This is a genomic window from Microbacterium sp. P03 (genome assembly GCF_043556235.1).
In the GTDB taxonomy this organism is placed as follows: Bacteria; Actinomycetota; Actinomycetes; order Actinomycetales; family Microbacteriaceae; genus Microbacterium.
Window position 1 is genome coordinate 572,427 of sequence record NZ_JBIGIM010000001.1, and the last position, 15,377, is coordinate 587,803.

Consider the following 15,377-nt stretch of genomic DNA (forward strand, 5'->3'; position numbering starts at 1 on the left):
CGGACCCCCCGCGCGCCGCCCGACTAGCCTGGAAGGCATGAGTGATGACTCCCGGGAGTTCCACAAGCCGGTACGGCGCCCGGCAGAGCTCTTCGACCGTCTCTTCGCCGCAGAGGACCCGGCCGAAGTCTCTCGGGTGGCGCACAGCACCGCTCAGGCGCTGCTCGCGCGCGTGCGCGAGCAGCCGGAGAGCGGGGTGGTCGAGCGACTCGTCACCTTCACCGACCAGCACGGGATCGATGACATCGCCGAGCTGTGGTCACGATCGCCCGCCAGAAGTCTGCCGGGTGCGCTCTGGCGGCTGTATCTGCTGCAACTCATGATCCACGACGATCCTCAGACGGCAGCGCTGCTGTACGAGCGCGGGCAGCACGAGCTGGACTCGGTCGACCCCGTCGTGGCGGGGGCACCGACCCCGGCCGGGCCCGACGAACTCGTTGCTCTGATCGACATGATCCTTCGCGGACTCTTCCAGGGCGACTTCGCGGTCGCCCTCGATCGCGCTGCGGCGTTCAGCCGGGTGCAGGCGTCCGGTGCGACGCATCTCGCCGACGACTACGACGCCACCGAGTCCGAGCGTGCGTCGGCACTCACGACGCGCGCCCTGCGGCTCGCGACCTACGCCGCAGACCTGACGGCATCCGCCAACCTCTGGCGGCGCGACGCGCTCACCTGAAGATCCACGTCCCTCCGCGACGAAGCGTCACTGTGGAGGGCCTGCACGAGAAGTGCCGGGCCGCAGAACGCCTCACGGCGCAGAGCCGCTCATAGCGGCAGAAGATGGAGCCCGGGGTTACTGCGGCCCGGCTGATCAAGTGTAACCGAGCCCCGCCGTGAGGCATTCCCCGGCCGCGGAATCCGCGCCGTAAGCTCGGCCTCATGGCTTTGCGTTTCGCCGTCCTGCTCGACCCCGCGGCATCCGATGATCCTCGTACGGATTTCCGCGACACCTTCACCCGAGTGGATCCGGGGGAACCCGCACTCGGGCTCTCGGAGCTGAGCGCCCAGCGCGGCGACGGCGTCTTCGAATCGATCGGAGTCGCCGACGGCCACCCGCAGGAGGTCGAGGCGCACCTGGAGCGTCTCGCTCACTCCGCTCTCCTGAGCGATCTTGCAGAGCCGCATCTCGGCCAGTGGCGTGCCGCAATCAGCGAGGTCGTCGCGCACGCCGGAGGGGGAGAGGCGGTCGTCAAACTGATCCTCAGCCGCGGACGGGACGACGGCCACGGGCCGACCGCGTGGGCGACCGTCTCTTCCGCCGCGGATTTCGCGCGCGTACGTGCCGAAGGCATCCGGGTCGTCACCCTCGATCGCGGAATCGACAGCGGAGCCGCGGGGCGCGCGCCCTGGCTGCTGCTCGGCGCGAAGACCCTGTCGTACGCGGTCAACATGGCGGCCCTCCGCGAGGCCCACCGGCGCGGAGCCGACGACGCGATCTTCGTATCGTCCGACGGGATCGTCCTGGAGGCCCCCACCGCCTCTGTCATCTTGCGCGTCGGCGAGACCTATGTCACCCCGGCCCCGCGCGGATCGATCCTGCACGGCACGACCCAACTCAGCGTCTTCGCCTGGCTCGAGGAGCAGGGGAGTGCGACGGCCTACCGGGAGGTGCCCGCCTCGGCGCTCCCTCGAGCCGATGCCGCGTGGTTGGTCTCGAGCGTCCGGCTGGCGGCGCCGATCACGGCGATCGACGGGACTCCGCTCGCCGTGGACCACGGCTTCACGGACAGACTCAACGCGTATCTGCTGTCGCCGCGTGAGTGAACCGGATGCCCGTTCTCGGGTGCGGGTGGCCGCCCTCGCTGTCCTGGTCGTGGGTGCGGGCCTCGCCGTGCACCTCTGGCTGCCGGACTCGGCGGTCAGCGACATCGCCGGCGACGCGCTCTACGCCATAGTGGCGTTCCTGGCCGTCGTCTTCATCGCTCCACGTGTGCGTCCGTGGATCGCGGGGGCGATCGCGCTCGGGTGGTGCATGGCCGTGGAACTGTTCCAGCTGACGGGCGTGCCGCTGCAGGTGGGCGGGCTGATCCCTCCGGCCGTGCTCGTCCTCGGCACGGTCTTCGACGCGCGCGACCTGCTCGTCTACGTCGTGACGGTCGCCCTCATGACAGGAGCGGATGCCGCGGCTCGCGGCATCCGCTCCTGAAGGAGTTCTGCGGGATCAGCCGAAGCGGCCCGAGACATAATCCTCCGTCGCCTGGACGGCGGGGGTGGTGAAGATCGAGGTGGTGTCGTTGTACTCGATGAGCTTCCCCGGCTTGCCGGTGCCCGCGATGTTGAAGAAGGCCGTCTTGTCGCTCACACGCGATGCCTGCTGCATGTTGTGCGTCACGATGACGATCGTGTAGTCCTGCTTGAGCTCCTCGATCAGCTCCTCGATCGCGTAGGTCGAGATCGGGTCGAGCGCCGAGCAGGGCTCGTCCATCAGGAGCACCTGCGGCGAGACCGCGATCGCGCGGGCGATGCACAGACGCTGCTGCTGCCCGCCCGAGAGGCCTGAACCCGGCTTGTCGAGACGGTCCTTGACCTCGTTCCAGAGGTTCGCACCCTGCAGTGAGCGCTCGACGAGGGCGTCCGCATCCGACTTCGAGATGCGCTTGTTGTTGAGTTTCACCCCGGCCAGGACGTTCTCCTTGATCGACATCGTCGGGAACGGGTTGGGGCGCTGGAACACCATGCCCACCTGGCGGCGGACGGCCACCGGGTCGACCCCGTGGCCGTAGAGGTCGTCGCCGTCGAGCAGGACCTCCCCCTCGACGCGGGCGCCGGGGATGACCTCGTGCATGCGGTTGAGGGTGCGGAGGAAGGTGGACTTGCCGCAACCCGACGGGCCGATGAAGGCCGTCACGCTGCGCGGCTCGATGGAGAGCGAGACACCCTCCACCGCGAGGAACTCGCTGTAGTAGACGTTGAGATCGTTGACTTCGATGCTTTTCGACATGAATTGATTCCTTCGGGATCGCGTCAGCGACCGGTCTTGGGCGAGAACACCTTGGCGATGAGCCGCGCGACGAGGTTGAGGACCATCACGATGACGATCAGCGTCAACGCGGCCGCCCACGCGCGGTCGGTGTAGAGCTCGGGGGGAATGCCCTGGTTGGCGTACTGCGTGTAGGTGTAGACGGGCAGCGTCTGCATGCGGCCGTCGAAGAGGTTGTAGTTCATGGAGTCGGTGAACCCGGCCGTGATCAGCAGCGGCGCGGTCTCGCCGATGACGCGGGAGATCGACAGCATGACACCGGTCGTGATGCCCGCAAGGGCCGTCGGCAGGACGACCTTCAGGATCGTGAGCCACTTCGGCACACCCAGGGCGAACGCGGCCTCCCGCAGCTCGTTGGGCACGAGGCGAAGCATCTCTTCGCTCGAGCGCACCACCACGGGGATCATGAGCACCGCCAGCGCGATGGCTCCCATGATGCCCAGGCGCACCCCCGGGCCGAGGAAGATCGCGAAGAGGGCGTACGCGAACAGGCCGGCGACGATCGAGGGGATACCCGTCATGACGTCCACGAAGAAGGTGATCGCGCGCGCCAGGCGCTTGCCCGCGCCGTACTCGACGAGGTACACAGACGTCATCAGCCCGATCGGGATGGAGATGATCGCGGCCGCACCGGTGATCAGGACCGTGCCGATGATCGCGTGCAGTGCACCGCCGCCGTCGCCGACGACGTTGCGCATCGACGAAGTGAAGAAGAGCGGATCGAACCGGGCGACACCGTTGGAGATCACGGTGTAGGCGACCGAGACGAGCGGCACCATCGCGATGAGGAACGCACCGGTGACGATGCCCGTGATCAGTCGGTCGGTCGCTTTGCGCGACCCCTCGACGATCGAGGACGTGATGTAGATGGTGACGAGGTAGAGCAGCGCGCCGGTGATGATCCAGCCGGGGATGTTCAGTTCGCCGCCGCCGGCACCCGCGATGACGAGGAACACGCCGAGCATGGCGACCAGGGCCGCGCCGAGGAGCGTCCACGGCACCCAACGGGCCAGCTGTCCGCTGCGCAGGTTCTCGACCGGGCGATCGACGCGCACGTCGGGGGGAGCAGTGATGGTCATGTCAGTTCGCTCCCGAGAATTCCTTGCGACGGTTCACGATGAACCGCGCGATCGCGTTGACCGCGAAAGTGACGACGAACAGGATGAGCCCCGTGGCGATCAGCACGTTGATGTTGACGCCGTATGCCTCGGGGAAGGTGAGCGCGATGTTCGCCGCGATCGTCGACGGGTTGGTCGAGGTGAAGAGCTGGAAGGTCACCGTGCCGGTCGCCGAGAGGACCATGGCGACGGCCATCGTCTCACCGAGCGCGCGGCCGAGGCCCAGCATGGATGCCGACACGATTCCCGAGCGACCGAACGGGAGGACCGCGATGCGGATCATCTCCCAGCGGGTGGCGCCGAGGGCGAGCGCCGCTTCTTCGTGGAGCTTGGGGGTCTGCAGGAAGATCTCGCGGCAGATCGCGGTGATGATGGGCACGACCATCACGGCGAGCACGATGGACGCGGTGAAGATGGTGCGCCCCGTTGCGGAGATGTCTCCCGAGAACAGCGGGAACCAGCCCGCGTTCTGGTTGAGCCAGTTGTAGACGGGCTGCACGGCGGGCGCCAGCACGAGGATGCCCCAGAGGCCGAAGACGACCGACGGGACGGCTGCCAGCAGATCGACGATGTAGCCGAGGCCCTGCGCGATGCGCCGCGGGGCGTAGTGCGTGATGAACAGGGCCACGCCGAGGGACAGGGGCACAGCCATGATCAGGGCGAGCAGTGCCGCCCAGATGGTGCCGAACAGAAGCGGACCGACGTAGCCCCAGAAGTTGTCGGACAGCAGTGACGCCTGGGCGCTGTCGGCGCCGAGTGCGGGGATGGACTGGATGACCAGGAAGAACGCGACCGCAGCCAGGGTCGCGAGGATCATCGAGCCGGCGAAGAGAGCGGTGCCCGAGAACCAGAGGTCTCCGGGGCGCTGCTTCGGCTTGGGCTTGACCTCGGGAACCCGCGGCTCGGGTGGCGCGGTGGTCGATGTCATATTCGGGTGTCCCTCGGTTCCGTAGCGGGGTGCGGGGACAAGGGGGGGGGGGGGGGGGGCCCCTCGGCCGCTGCGGGGGTGGTGTCGTTTTCTTTTGGGTAACCAGGGGTGAGGGGGGCCTTCTCCCCTCGGGGCCGGCGGGGTGGTTACTTGATCGCGTCCACTGCGGTGACGGCCTTCTCGCGGAGCGTGTCCGAGATCGGGGCGCTGCCGGCGTTCGTCGCCGATGCTTCCTGGCCGGCCTCGCTGATCGCCGTGGTCATGAAGCCCTTGACGAGCTCGGCTGCAGCGGCGTCGCCGTAGGTGGCGCAGCCGATGAGGTAGCTGACCAGGACCACCGGGTAGGCACCGGCCTCGGTCGTGGTGCGGTCGATCTTGATCGCCAGGTCGGTGGCTGCACGGCCCTCTTCGAACGGCGACGCGTCCACCGCGATGGCTGCGCCCTCGGCGGAGTGGCCGACGAAGTCCTCGCCCACCTTGACGTTCACCGACGAGAAGCCCTCGGCCTGCGAGGAGTCGATGTAGCCGATCGTGCCCTGGCCGCCCTTGACCGCGTTCGCGACCCCGGACGTGCCCTGAGCGGCTTCGCCACCCTGGATGGGCCATTCCTCGACAGCTCCGGCCGTCCACACGTCGGCGGCGTTGGCGGAGAGGTAATCGGTGAAGTTCTGCGTCGTGCCCGACTTGTCGGAGCGGTGCACGGGCGTGATCGCCGAGGACGGCAGGGTGACGCCCGAGTTGGTCGCCGCGATGGCCGGGTCGTTCCACGTCGTGATCGTGCCGGCGAAGATGCCGGCGATCGTGGCCGCGTCGAGGTCGAGGGTCTCGACGCCGTCGATGTTGAAGACGATCGCGATCGGGGAGACGTAGGCGGGGATCTCGACGAGGTCGGAATCGGCGGCACAAGCCTCGAACGGACCGGCGGTGATCTCGTCGGTCTTGAATGCGCGGTCGGAACCGGCGAACTGGACGGCGCCGGACTGGAACGACTCGCGGCCGGTGCCCGAGCCCTGCGGGTCGTAGTTGACCGTCACGTCGGGGTTCGACGTCTGGAAGGCGGAGGTCCACGACTGGACCGCGACCTGCTGCGAGGTGGCGCCCGAGCCGTTCAACGTCCCGGAGAGTCCGGTAACGGCGGAGCTGTCGGAGGAGGGAGCGGCGGCGCCGCCGCCCTCGTTGGATGCGCAACCTGCAAGAGCGAGGGCCGCAACGGCCGCGACTGCGCCCAGCTGGGCGAAGCGAGAGATCTTCACTGTGAATCCTTCACATGTCGGGAAAAGCCCGGTGCAGGGCTCGTCCTGAAACGTACGGAAAGACTCTTAAGCGATCGGGCTGGGAAGGTGAACGGCAGGTGAACGCTGCACGGTCAGACGGGGCGGCCGGCAGACGGACTCTCGCGTCAGACCTGGGGTTCGTGCGTCTCGATCGCGACGATGCCCGACCCCGGGTTCGACGCGGAGAGGTGCACCACCGAGAAGGCGCCGAGCTCCAGCGCGGATGCGCTGCCCAGGTAGGACCCGCGCAGGGTGCCCGTCGCCAGCGCGAGCTCGGCGAGCAGGTCGGGCAGGACGGGGCCGTGCGTGCAGATGACGGCGGCCTTCCCCGAACGCACGCGTTTGCCGATGACGGTGCGCGCATCCGCCCGCCCCTCCTCCCACAGGTCCTGGCTGACCAGAGGCGAGCGGTGGACCTTCCTGCCCAGGTGGGCGGCGAGCGGCGTGACGGTCGCGATGCAGCGGACCGCGTCGCTCGAGATGATCTTGCGTACGCCGAAGGCGGCCAGCGGGCCGACGATCGCCTTGGCCTGCTTCGCACCTCGATCCGTCAGCGGGCGCGCGGCATCCGTGCCCTTCCAGTCCTCCCGCGCGCGCGCTTTCGTGTGGCGCAGCACGATGATCGGGAAGGTGGCGAGCACGCGGTCGTCCACGAAGCGCAGGAAGTTCTCGAGGATCTCGACGTCGACGGGGTAGCTCAGGTAGGCGAGTGCCTTCTTCGGGCTGACCCATTCCAGGGCGGCGATCTCGCGATTGGGCTTGAACACCGACGCGCGGATGGCGTCCTCGGTGACTTCGGCCGCCCAGTAGTGCACGATCTTCTGCCGCTTGCTGGGCATGCGGTAGCGCGAGACGCCGACGGGGATGCCCAGACGGACACGGATGCCCGTCTCTTCGAAGATCTCGCGGACGGCGGTCTCTGCGAGCGTCTCTCCCGGATCGACCTTGCCTTTGGGGAGCGTGACGTCCACGTAGGCGGTGCGGTGGATCACCAGGATCATCAGCTTGCCCTCGACGACCCGCCACAGGACGCCGCCCGCCGCGTACACGGCGGTGTCGGTCATCGCGCCGCCCGCGTGCGACGACGCCGTTGCACGCTCGCCATGGTGCGGTCCTGGATGTCGACGAGCGGCTTGCCGTCGTCCCCCACGCTGTGGCGCGTCCATTCACCGTCGGTGCCCAGCCACCAGGAGCTGGTCGTGTCGGCCATCGCCAGCTCGAACAGGTCGGTCAGCTCCTTGATGTGCGCGGGCGCGATCACCCGCACGAGCGCCTCCACGCGCCGGTCGAGGTTGCGGTGCATCATGTCGGCGCTGCCGATGAAGATCTGCGGATCGCCGTCGTTGTCGAAGGCGAAGATGCGCGAGTGCTCCAGATAGCGACCCAGGATGCTGCGGACGGTGATGTTCTCGCTCATCCCCTCGACGCCGGGCTTCAGCGAGCAGATGCCGCGCACCCAGACGTCCACCCGGACGCCTGCCTGGCTCGCCCGGTACAGGGCGTCGATGATCTCCTCGTCGACCATCGAGTTGACCTTGATGCGGATGTGGGCGGGCTTGCCCTCGAGCGCATGCTTGCGCTCCTTGTCGATCTGCCGGAGCAGACCTTTGCGCAGATGCAGCGGCGCGACCAGGAGGCGCTTGAACTTCTTCTCGATGGCGTAGCCACTGAGCTCGTTGAACAGTCGGGTCAGGTCCTTGCCCACCTGGCCGTCGGTGGTGAACAGCCCGAAGTCCTCGTAGATGCGGCTCGTCTTCGGGTTGTAGTTGCCCGTTCCGATGTGGCTGTAGTGGCGCAGCACGCCGTTCTCCTCGCGGATGACGAGCGCGAGCTTGCAGTGCGTCTTCAATCCGACGAGCCCGTAGACCACGTGCACGCCGGCCTTCTCGAGCTTGCGCGCCCAGACGATGTTCGCAGCCTCGTCGAAGCGGGCCTTGACCTCGACCAGCGCCAGCACCTGCTTGCCGGCCTCGGCGGCGTCGATCAGCGCCTGGACGATGGGGCTGTCTCCCGACGTCCGGTAGAGCGTCTGCTTGATGGCGAGGACGTGCGGGTCTTTCGCGGCCTGCTCGAGGAAGGCCTGGACGCTCGTCGCGAAGGACTCGTACGGGTGGTGCACGAGAACGTCGCCGGCACGGATGGCCTTGAAGATGTCGGCGCGGCCGTTCTGCTCGGCGGGCTGGAACGCCACCGCCGTGGTCGGGACGTGCGGCGGGTACTTCAGGTCGGGACGGTCGATGCGTCCGAGCTCGAACAGCCCGCGGAGATCGAGCGGGCCGGGGAGCCGGTACACCTCCTGCTCGGTGATCGTCAGCTCGTTGATGAGCAGACTGAGCGTGACGTCGTCCATGTCCTCGGTCACCTCGAGGCGGATGGGGGGTCCGAAGCGGCGCCGCAGCAGCTCCGCCTCGAGGGCCTGGATGAGGTTCTCGGTCTCGTCCTCCTCGATCACGACGTCTTCGTTGCGGGTCAGTCGGAAGGCGTGGTGATCGAGGATCTCCATCCCCGGGAACAGGTCGCCCAGGTGATTCGAGATGAGGTCCTCCAGCGGGAGGAAGCGCACGGTCTTGCCGTCGCGCGGAACCTCGACGAGGCGGGGGAGCATCGGCGGAACCTTGAGACGCGCGAACTCCTGCCGGCCCGTCTTGGCGTTGCGGATGCGGATCGCGAGATTCAGCGAGAGTCCGGAGATGTACGGGAACGGATGCGCGGGGTCGACCGCGAGCGGCATCAGCACGGGGAACACCTGAGCCTGGAAGTAGTCGGTCAACCGCGTCTGCTCGTCCTCGGACAGAGCATCCCACGACATCACTTCGATACCGGAGCCCGCAAGATCGGGCCGTACCATCCGGGTCCAGACATCGGCATGCCGTTCCTGCAGGCGATGAGCCTCGCCCGAGATGTCGGTGAGCACGTCCTGGGGCGCGCGCCCGACGTTCGTGGGCACGGCGAGGCCGGTGACGATGCGACGTTTCAGGCCCGCGACGCGCACCATGAAGAACTCGTCGAGGTTGCTGGCGAAGATCGCCAGGAAGTTCGCGCGTTCCAGCACGGGAAGCCGGGGATCTTCGGCCAGTTCCAAGACGCGCTGGTTGAACGAGAGCCACGCGACTTCGCGATCGAGGTAGCGGTTCTCGGGGAGTTGCGAGTCGAAGACCTCGACGGCGGCATCGAAGTCGTCGTCGTCCGCATCGCCGAATCCGGCGTCGAGCACGTCCTGTTCGATCATCCCCTCATCATTGCAGGGTGACGTGTCCGTGCGTGTACGCGATCGTCAGGAGCGCGAACCCGCAGTGGGCAGCTGGTCGTCCTCGTACACGTTGAACCGGTAGCCCACGTTGCGAACGGTGCCGATGAGCTGCTCGAGGTCGCCGAGTTTGGCCCGCAGGCGACGCACATGCACGTCCACGGTCCGCGTCCCGCCGAAGTAGTCGTAGCCCCAGACCTCGCTCAGCAGCTGCTCCCGGGTGAACACGCGGGAGGGATGCGTGGCGAAGAAATGCAGCAGCTGGAACTCCTTGTAGGTGAGATCGAGGGGCTTGCCGTGCACCTTCGCCGAGTAGGAGGACTCATCGATCGTGATGCCCGAGGTCTGGATACGGGTCGAGACCTGCTCCTTCGTCATCCGTCCGATCGCCAGACGCACGCGGGCGTCCACTTCGGCGGGCCCGGCGGTCACGAGGATGACGTCGTCCACTCCCCAGTCGGTCGACACCGCCGTCAGGCCGCCCTCGGTCACCACGAGGACGAGCGGGGCGTCGAGCCCCGTCGTGTTCAGGATCTTGCAGAGCGACTTCGCTCCGACCAGGTCGATGCGCGCGTCGACGAAGATCACGTCGGCGCTGGGGGCGTTCACGAGCTGCGCCGGTTCGGCGGGGATCTGGCGCACGCGGTGGCTGAGCAGCTCGAGCGAGGGCAGGACGGGGCCGCCTCCGTGCGTGGAGCTCAGAACCAGAAGCTGTGCCAAGACATCATCCTTCGAGCGCAATCGGGCGCGCCGTCGACCCAGTTTAGGGTGTGACCGAGTTTAGAGGGTGACCGCTCCCCTCCGCGGGTGTCGTCCTCCGTGCCGGACCGGGGGTGGCTAATCGCCCGTGATGAAGGAGAATAGCTCCGTGGCCACGCCCGAACTGACCCCCCGTACCGCTTTCGGCGGCGTCGTCGCGGTCTGGATCGCCGCGGTCGTCACCGCCCTCGCCGTCGGAGTCTTCGTGCCGCCCGACTGGCGCGCTGCGTGGCTCATCCTCGGCCTGGGGGGATGCGTGATCCTCGGCTTCGTCATCCAGCTCGCCGGTGGGCGCTCTCACGGGTTCACGGAACGGGTGGCCGCGAGTGCGCTCGGCGCCCTCCTGGTGATGGGTGTCATCAGCGCGGGGTTCGGCCTCGCCGCGATCGTTCCCGGCTGAGCGCGATAAGGTTGTGGCATGGATCTCGTCGCGCTGGAACTCTTCTACGTCGGACTTCTCGTCCTCGCATCTCTCGCGATCTTCTTCATCGCCGGCGTCGTCCTGAAGAACCTCTACCGCGGCCAGCGCTGACGGTCCGCGGCATGTTCGATTTGCCGACCGATCTCCCCGCGGAACTGGTTCCCCTCTCCTGGCTCATCGGGGTCTGGGAGGGCACCGGCGTCATCGATTACGACGTGGCCGACACGCACTATGCGGGTGAGTTCGCCCACCGTGTCAGCTTCAGCCACGATGGCGGCTCCTTCCTGAACTACGCCGCCAGCGCCTGGCTTCTGCACGGCGACGGCGAGGACCGCACGCGCACGCCGCTCGTGTCGGAGATGGGCTACTGGCGGCTCTCCATCCCCGCCGGCGAGGGAGATGCGGGGCCGGCATTGTTGCCCGCCCTCGCGGACGAGCCCGTCCGAACCGTGGACGACATCGAAGCGCTGCGCAACGCCGAGGGCGGTTTCGACATCGAGGCCCTGCTCGTGCACTCCGACGGGGTGAGCGAGCTCTACCTTGGTCAGGTGCGCGGTCCGCGCATCGACATCGCGACCGATTACGTGATGCGCACCGCGGGCTCGAAGCCCTACGCCGCCGCGTCCCGGTTGTATGGACTCGTCGACAACCATCTCCTCTGGGCCTGGGACATCGCGGCCCTCGGCCAGGAACTCGGGTCACACGCCTCCGCCCGCCTGGCGAAGGCCGAGTGATGGACGACTTCCTCACCCGCCTTCCCGGGGCTGTCGTCGATGACGCCGGACTCCAGCACCTGGGGAATCCGCTCGGCGAGCAGCGCGCGCTCTCCCTCGGCCGGTCGGTCGCCGTCCTCGGAGACCGGCGAGTTCTCGCGGTGACGGGCGAGGACCGCCTGTCGTGGCTCGATTCCCTGACATCGCAGGCGCTTACCCGTCTCGCGCCGGGAGTCAGCACCGAGCTGCTGGTGCTCGACCCCCAGGGTCGCGTGGAGCACACGGCATCCGTCCTCGACGACGGCGAGACCACGTGGCTCATCGTGGACGCCGGCGACGCCGCCGGGCTCTTGACGTGGCTCACGCGCATGCGGTTCCGTCTCCGGGTGGTTCCTCGCGATGCCGGCGACGAGTACACGGTGGTGGGCGGCACGTCCGCGGCGATCGAGGCCTTCGTCGGGAACAGCGGGGACCACACCGCGCGGGTGGTCTGGCACGACCCCTGGCCGCAGATCTCGACCGGCGGGTACGGCTACGCAGCCGTGGAGCCGCACCCGGGCTCCGACCGGGACTGGTCCGAACTGCTGGTGCCGCGGGCGACCCTCGAGCAGATGGTGGATGCCGCGACCCGGGACGGGCTCGGGATGGCCGGCCTGATCGCCGTCGATGCGCTGCGCGTCGCCGCATGGCGCCCGCGCTGGAGCACCGAAGTGGACGAACGCGCCCTCCCGCACGAATACGACTGGCTCCGCACGGCGGTGCACCTGAGCAAGGGCTGTTACCGCGGTCAGGAGACCGTGGCGAAGGTGCACAACCTCGGCCACCCCCCGAGGCGCATCGTGGCGCTGCAGCTCGACGGCAGCGGCAGTCGCCTTCCCATCCGCGGGGCGGCCGTCCGCGTGGGCGCAGACGACGTGGGCGTCATCACCTCGGCCGCGCTGCACTACGAGGACGGGCCGATCGCCCTGGCCGTGGTGAAGCGCAGCACCCCCACCGACGCCGACCTCGTGGTCGACGGCGAGGACGGGCCGATCGCCGCCGCGCAGGAGGTCATCGTCCCGCCGGAGGCCGGCGCGACGGCGTCGGTCCCGCGCATCCCGCGCCTGGGTCGTCGCACTCCGGCACGATGAGCGACGGGGCGCCGTCCCCGCACACCGCGGTCGTGCCGACCGGCTGGCGCACGCGGTTCGACGTGCGGCCGGGCCTGCGTCGCATGCACGGCTCGGCGAACGCGATCATCCAGATCGTCGTCGCCGCGACGGCGGCGTTCGCCTTCGCCCACTACGTCCTGGGCCACGCGACTCCGCTGATCGCGGCGACGGTGACCATCTCGAGCCTCGGCCTGGTCCGAGATGCCCGGCCCCGTCGAGTGCTGGAGACCGTCATCGGCATGCTCGTGGGCATCCTCGTCGCCGAGCTCCTGCTGTTCACCATCGGCAGCGGGTGGTGGCAGCTCGCCCTCGCTCTCGCACTCACCCTCATGATCGCGCGCTTCCTGTCCCCGCAGCCCGCTTTCGCGATCGCGGCCGCGATCCAGTCGCTGATCGTGCTGATCCTGCCTGCACAGGTCGGCGCGCCTTTCACCCGCCTGGCGGACGGTCTGGTGGGTGGCGTCGCGGCTCTCCTCGTGACCGCGCTCGTGCCGCGCAATCCCCGCGCGCCCGAGCTCCGAGACGCCCGCGTGGTCTTCGACGCCGTGCACGCGGCCGTCGAGACCATGATCCAGGCGCTTCGCCGGGGTGACCGGATCCGGGCCGAGCGCGGACTCGAGAAGGCGCGCGGTATCCAGCCCCTGTTCGAGGAGTGGCGCGTGTCCCTCGAGTCCGGTCTCGCGATCGCGCGCATCTCGCCCTTCCTGCGCCGCCAGCGCACCGAGCTGGAACGGCACGAGAGGGTCCGCTCGTCGATGGATTACGCGATCCGCAACCTGCGGGTCGTGGGGCGCCGCGCCGTGTACCAGAGCGACGACCGGATGCCGCGTCCGGTGGCCGCCGACCTGCTGAGCGACATGCTCCGTGGCCTGGATCTGCTGGAGGCGTCGCTCGAGGACATCTCCCTGGAACCGGCGGCCCGCGAGGCGCTCCTCGTCGTCGCGGGGATGCTCGACCCGCGCACCCTCATGCCCGACGGTTCGCTCGGCGACCACAATCTGATCGCCGCGATGCGCCCCCTGGTCGTCGACCTCCTGGCCGCATCGGGCATGCCGGCGGACCAGGCGCGCGCGGCGGTGCCTCGGATCTAGTCCGGGGCCACCGCGCGCCAGTCGACCGTGATCTCGCCGAGACGCCAGCGGCCGGGCTCGAGAACCGGCCAGCCGTCGTCACGCAGAGCTCGCACGGCCCCCTGCCAGCGCTGCGACGCGCCGAAGGTGGACAGGGGCGCCGCGGCATCCCACGCCCGGTCGAGGGCGACGAAGAAGCCGTGCACCCGCCGGCCGGGGACGTTGTGGTGGATGAGCGCTTTGGGCAGCCGCTCGGCCGCGATGGACGGATGCTGCAGTTCGGCGAGTCGGAGAGAGACCGTGAGCGTCCGCGGCGAGGCGTCGGCCCCGATCGCCAGCCACGTGCACACGCGACCGATCTCGTCGCAGGTGCCTTCGACCAGAAGGCCGCCGGGGCTGAGCCGCGCGGCCATCCGCGCCCAGGCATCGGCGACCTCCGCGGGATCGTACTGACGGAGCACGTTCATCGCCCGGATCAGGACCGGCCGACGCCCCGCGGTCATCGGCACCTCGAAGCCGCCGAATCCGAACGAGACCCGCGCGTCCGGTGAGAACGGTCGTCCGCCCGCTCGAACCGCGTCCAGCTGCTCGTCGGCCCGCACGACCCGCGCACGCTCGATCTCCAGGCCGCGGACCTCCACGTCGGGGCGCACGCGCGCGAGCCGGGCGTGCAGCTCGAGCGTCGTGACGGCGCTCGCCCCGAATCCGAGATCCACCACCAGTGGATCGATCGCGCGCACGAGTTCCGGGCGGCGGGCGATCCACCGATCGACACGTCGCAGGCGGTTCGTGCCGGTCGTCCCGCGGGTCACGTGACCGGCGGCGGAGGGGCGGGCGACCATGACGCCATGATGTCAGCCGCGCCCCGACATCCGCTGGGCATCTGCTCGGCAGGCGAGCCGACGGCGGTCACCCGCCCTCGGTATCATGGCGGCATGACCGCGCCCCACACGTTGATCCTGCTCCGCCACGGCCAGAGCGAATGGAACGAACTGAACCTCTTCACCGGCTGGGTGGACGTCCGTCTGACCGAGCAGGGCAAGGCCGAGGCCCGCCGAGGCGGCGAGCTTCTGGCCGAAGCGGGGCTGCACCCCGACGTGCTCTACACCTCCGTGCTGAGCCGCGCGATCCAGACCGCGAACATCGCGCTGGACGCCGCTGACCGGCTCTGGATCCCCGTCAAGCGCACGTGGCGGCTCAACGAGCGCCACTACGGCGCTCTGCAGGGCAAGGACAAGGCGCAGACGCTCGCCGAGTTCGGGCAGGACCAGTTCATGCTGTGGCGTCGGTCGTTCGACGTACCGCCGCCGCCTCTCGACGACGACAGCGAATTCAGCCAGGTCGGCGACCCGCGCTACGCCGGGATCGACGGCGAGGTCCCGCGCACCGAGTCGCTCAAGCTCGTCATCGACCGCCTGCTGCCCTACTGGGAGAGCGACATCACCGAAGACCTCAAGGCCGGCAAGACCGTGCTGGTCACGGCGCACGGCAACTCGCTCCGCGCGGTCGTCAAGCACCTGGAAGGCATCAGCGACGCCGACATCGCCGAGGTGAACATCCCCACGGGCATCCCGCTCGTCTATCAGCTCGACGACAACCTCGTGCCGCTCGGCCCGGGGGAGTACCTCGACCCCGAGGCCGCTGCCGCGGGCGCCGCGGCGGTCGCGTCGCAGGGAAAGAAGTAGGTCGGTCCGTACAACGCGGAAGAGCGGATGC

16 protein-coding genes are annotated in these 15,377 nt (G+C 68.8%); 8 read left to right on the forward strand and 8 right to left on the reverse strand.

Annotated features, from left to right (window positions below):
- Positions 1–37 precede the first annotated feature (37 nt).
- The 3 genes from ACFXOO_RS02735 (at position 38) to ACFXOO_RS02745 (ending at position 2,146) form a co-directional block, all read left to right on the forward strand.
- A complete protein-coding gene (locus ACFXOO_RS02735; protein ID WP_378837720.1) occupies positions 38–676 on the forward strand; it encodes a DNA-directed RNA polymerase subunit beta in 639 nt (212 codons plus the stop codon).
- 203 nt (positions 677–879) lie between these two features.
- Positions 880–1,764 (forward strand): aminodeoxychorismate lyase, encoded by an 885-nt coding sequence (locus tag ACFXOO_RS02740; RefSeq protein WP_378851778.1) that lies wholly within the window; start codon positions 880–882, stop codon positions 1,762–1,764.
- Positions 1,757–2,146: a DUF2809 domain-containing protein gene (locus ACFXOO_RS02745; RefSeq protein ID WP_394562713.1), complete on the forward strand. Its 390-nt coding sequence runs from the start codon at positions 1,757–1,759 to the stop codon at positions 2,144–2,146. Before ACFXOO_RS02740 ends, ACFXOO_RS02745 begins: the two co-directional genes overlap by 8 nt.
- A 15-nt stretch (positions 2,147–2,161) precedes the next feature.
- Here the strand turns inward: ACFXOO_RS02745 and pstB are convergent, their stop codons facing one another.
- The 7 genes from pstB to ACFXOO_RS02780 all read right to left on the reverse strand — a co-directional run bounded on the left by pstB (position 2,162) and on the right by ACFXOO_RS02780 (position 10,267).
- A complete protein-coding gene (gene pstB, locus ACFXOO_RS02750; protein WP_378837728.1) occupies positions 2,162–2,941 on the reverse strand; it encodes a phosphate ABC transporter ATP-binding protein PstB in 780 nt (259 codons plus the stop codon).
- 23 nt (positions 2,942–2,964) lie between these two features.
- A complete protein-coding gene (gene pstA / locus ACFXOO_RS02755) occupies positions 2,965–4,059 on the reverse strand; it encodes a phosphate ABC transporter permease PstA (protein ID WP_378837730.1) in 1,095 nt (364 codons plus the stop codon).
- 1 nt (position 4,060) lies between these two features.
- Positions 4,061–5,026: a phosphate ABC transporter permease subunit PstC gene (gene pstC, locus ACFXOO_RS02760; RefSeq protein WP_378837733.1), complete on the reverse strand. Its 966-nt coding sequence runs from the start codon at positions 5,024–5,026 to the stop codon at positions 4,061–4,063.
- 146 nt (positions 5,027–5,172) lie between these two features.
- Positions 5,173–6,279: a phosphate ABC transporter substrate-binding protein PstS gene (gene pstS, locus ACFXOO_RS02765; protein ID WP_378851772.1), complete on the reverse strand. Its 1,107-nt coding sequence runs from the start codon at positions 6,277–6,279 to the stop codon at positions 5,173–5,175.
- A 146-nt stretch (positions 6,280–6,425) separates the two neighbouring features.
- A complete protein-coding gene (locus tag ACFXOO_RS02770) occupies positions 6,426–7,364 on the reverse strand; it encodes an NUDIX domain-containing protein (RefSeq protein WP_378837738.1) in 939 nt (312 codons plus the stop codon).
- Positions 7,361–9,529, reverse strand: coding sequence for an RNA degradosome polyphosphate kinase (locus ACFXOO_RS02775; RefSeq protein WP_394562714.1), 2,169 nt, complete (start codon positions 9,527–9,529; stop codon positions 7,361–7,363). Before ACFXOO_RS02775 ends, ACFXOO_RS02770 begins: the two co-directional genes overlap by 4 nt.
- Positions 9,530–9,574: 45 nt before the next feature.
- On the reverse strand, positions 9,575–10,267 hold the full coding sequence (locus ACFXOO_RS02780; protein ID WP_378837743.1) for a winged helix-turn-helix domain-containing protein: 693 nt from the start codon (positions 10,265–10,267) through the stop codon (positions 9,575–9,577).
- A gap of 148 nt (positions 10,268–10,415) precedes the next feature.
- Between ACFXOO_RS02780 and ACFXOO_RS02785 the strand changes: the two genes are divergently transcribed.
- From ACFXOO_RS02785 to ACFXOO_RS02800, 4 genes are all read left to right on the forward strand, one after another.
- A complete protein-coding gene (locus tag ACFXOO_RS02785; protein ID WP_378837746.1) occupies positions 10,416–10,706 on the forward strand; it encodes a hypothetical protein in 291 nt (96 codons plus the stop codon).
- Positions 10,707–10,849: 143 nt separating this feature from the next.
- Positions 10,850–11,461: an FABP family protein gene (locus ACFXOO_RS02790; RefSeq protein ID WP_378837749.1), complete on the forward strand. Its 612-nt coding sequence runs from the start codon at positions 10,850–10,852 to the stop codon at positions 11,459–11,461.
- A complete protein-coding gene (locus ACFXOO_RS02795; RefSeq protein WP_378851766.1) occupies positions 11,461–12,570 on the forward strand; it encodes a YgfZ/GcvT domain-containing protein in 1,110 nt (369 codons plus the stop codon). Before ACFXOO_RS02790 ends, ACFXOO_RS02795 begins: the two co-directional genes overlap by 1 nt.
- The gene (locus ACFXOO_RS02800) at positions 12,567–13,682 is read left to right on the forward strand and encodes an aromatic acid exporter family protein (protein WP_378851763.1); all 1,116 of its coding nucleotides are present in this window, start codon (positions 12,567–12,569) and stop codon (positions 13,680–13,682) included. Before ACFXOO_RS02795 ends, ACFXOO_RS02800 begins: the two co-directional genes overlap by 4 nt.
- Here the strand turns inward: ACFXOO_RS02800 and ACFXOO_RS02805 are convergent.
- Positions 13,679–14,503: a class I SAM-dependent methyltransferase gene (locus tag ACFXOO_RS02805; protein WP_378851760.1), complete on the reverse strand. Its 825-nt coding sequence runs from the start codon at positions 14,501–14,503 to the stop codon at positions 13,679–13,681. The two genes, ACFXOO_RS02800 and ACFXOO_RS02805, sit on opposite strands and share 4 nt — an antisense overlap.
- Before the next feature lie 93 nt (positions 14,504–14,596).
- Here ACFXOO_RS02805 and ACFXOO_RS02810 point away from each other — a divergent pair, with 93 nt between their 5' ends.
- Positions 14,597–15,346 (forward strand): phosphoglyceromutase, encoded by a 750-nt coding sequence (locus tag ACFXOO_RS02810; protein ID WP_378837758.1) that lies wholly within the window; start codon positions 14,597–14,599, stop codon positions 15,344–15,346.
- The last annotated feature ends 31 nt before the right edge of the window (positions 15,347–15,377 follow it).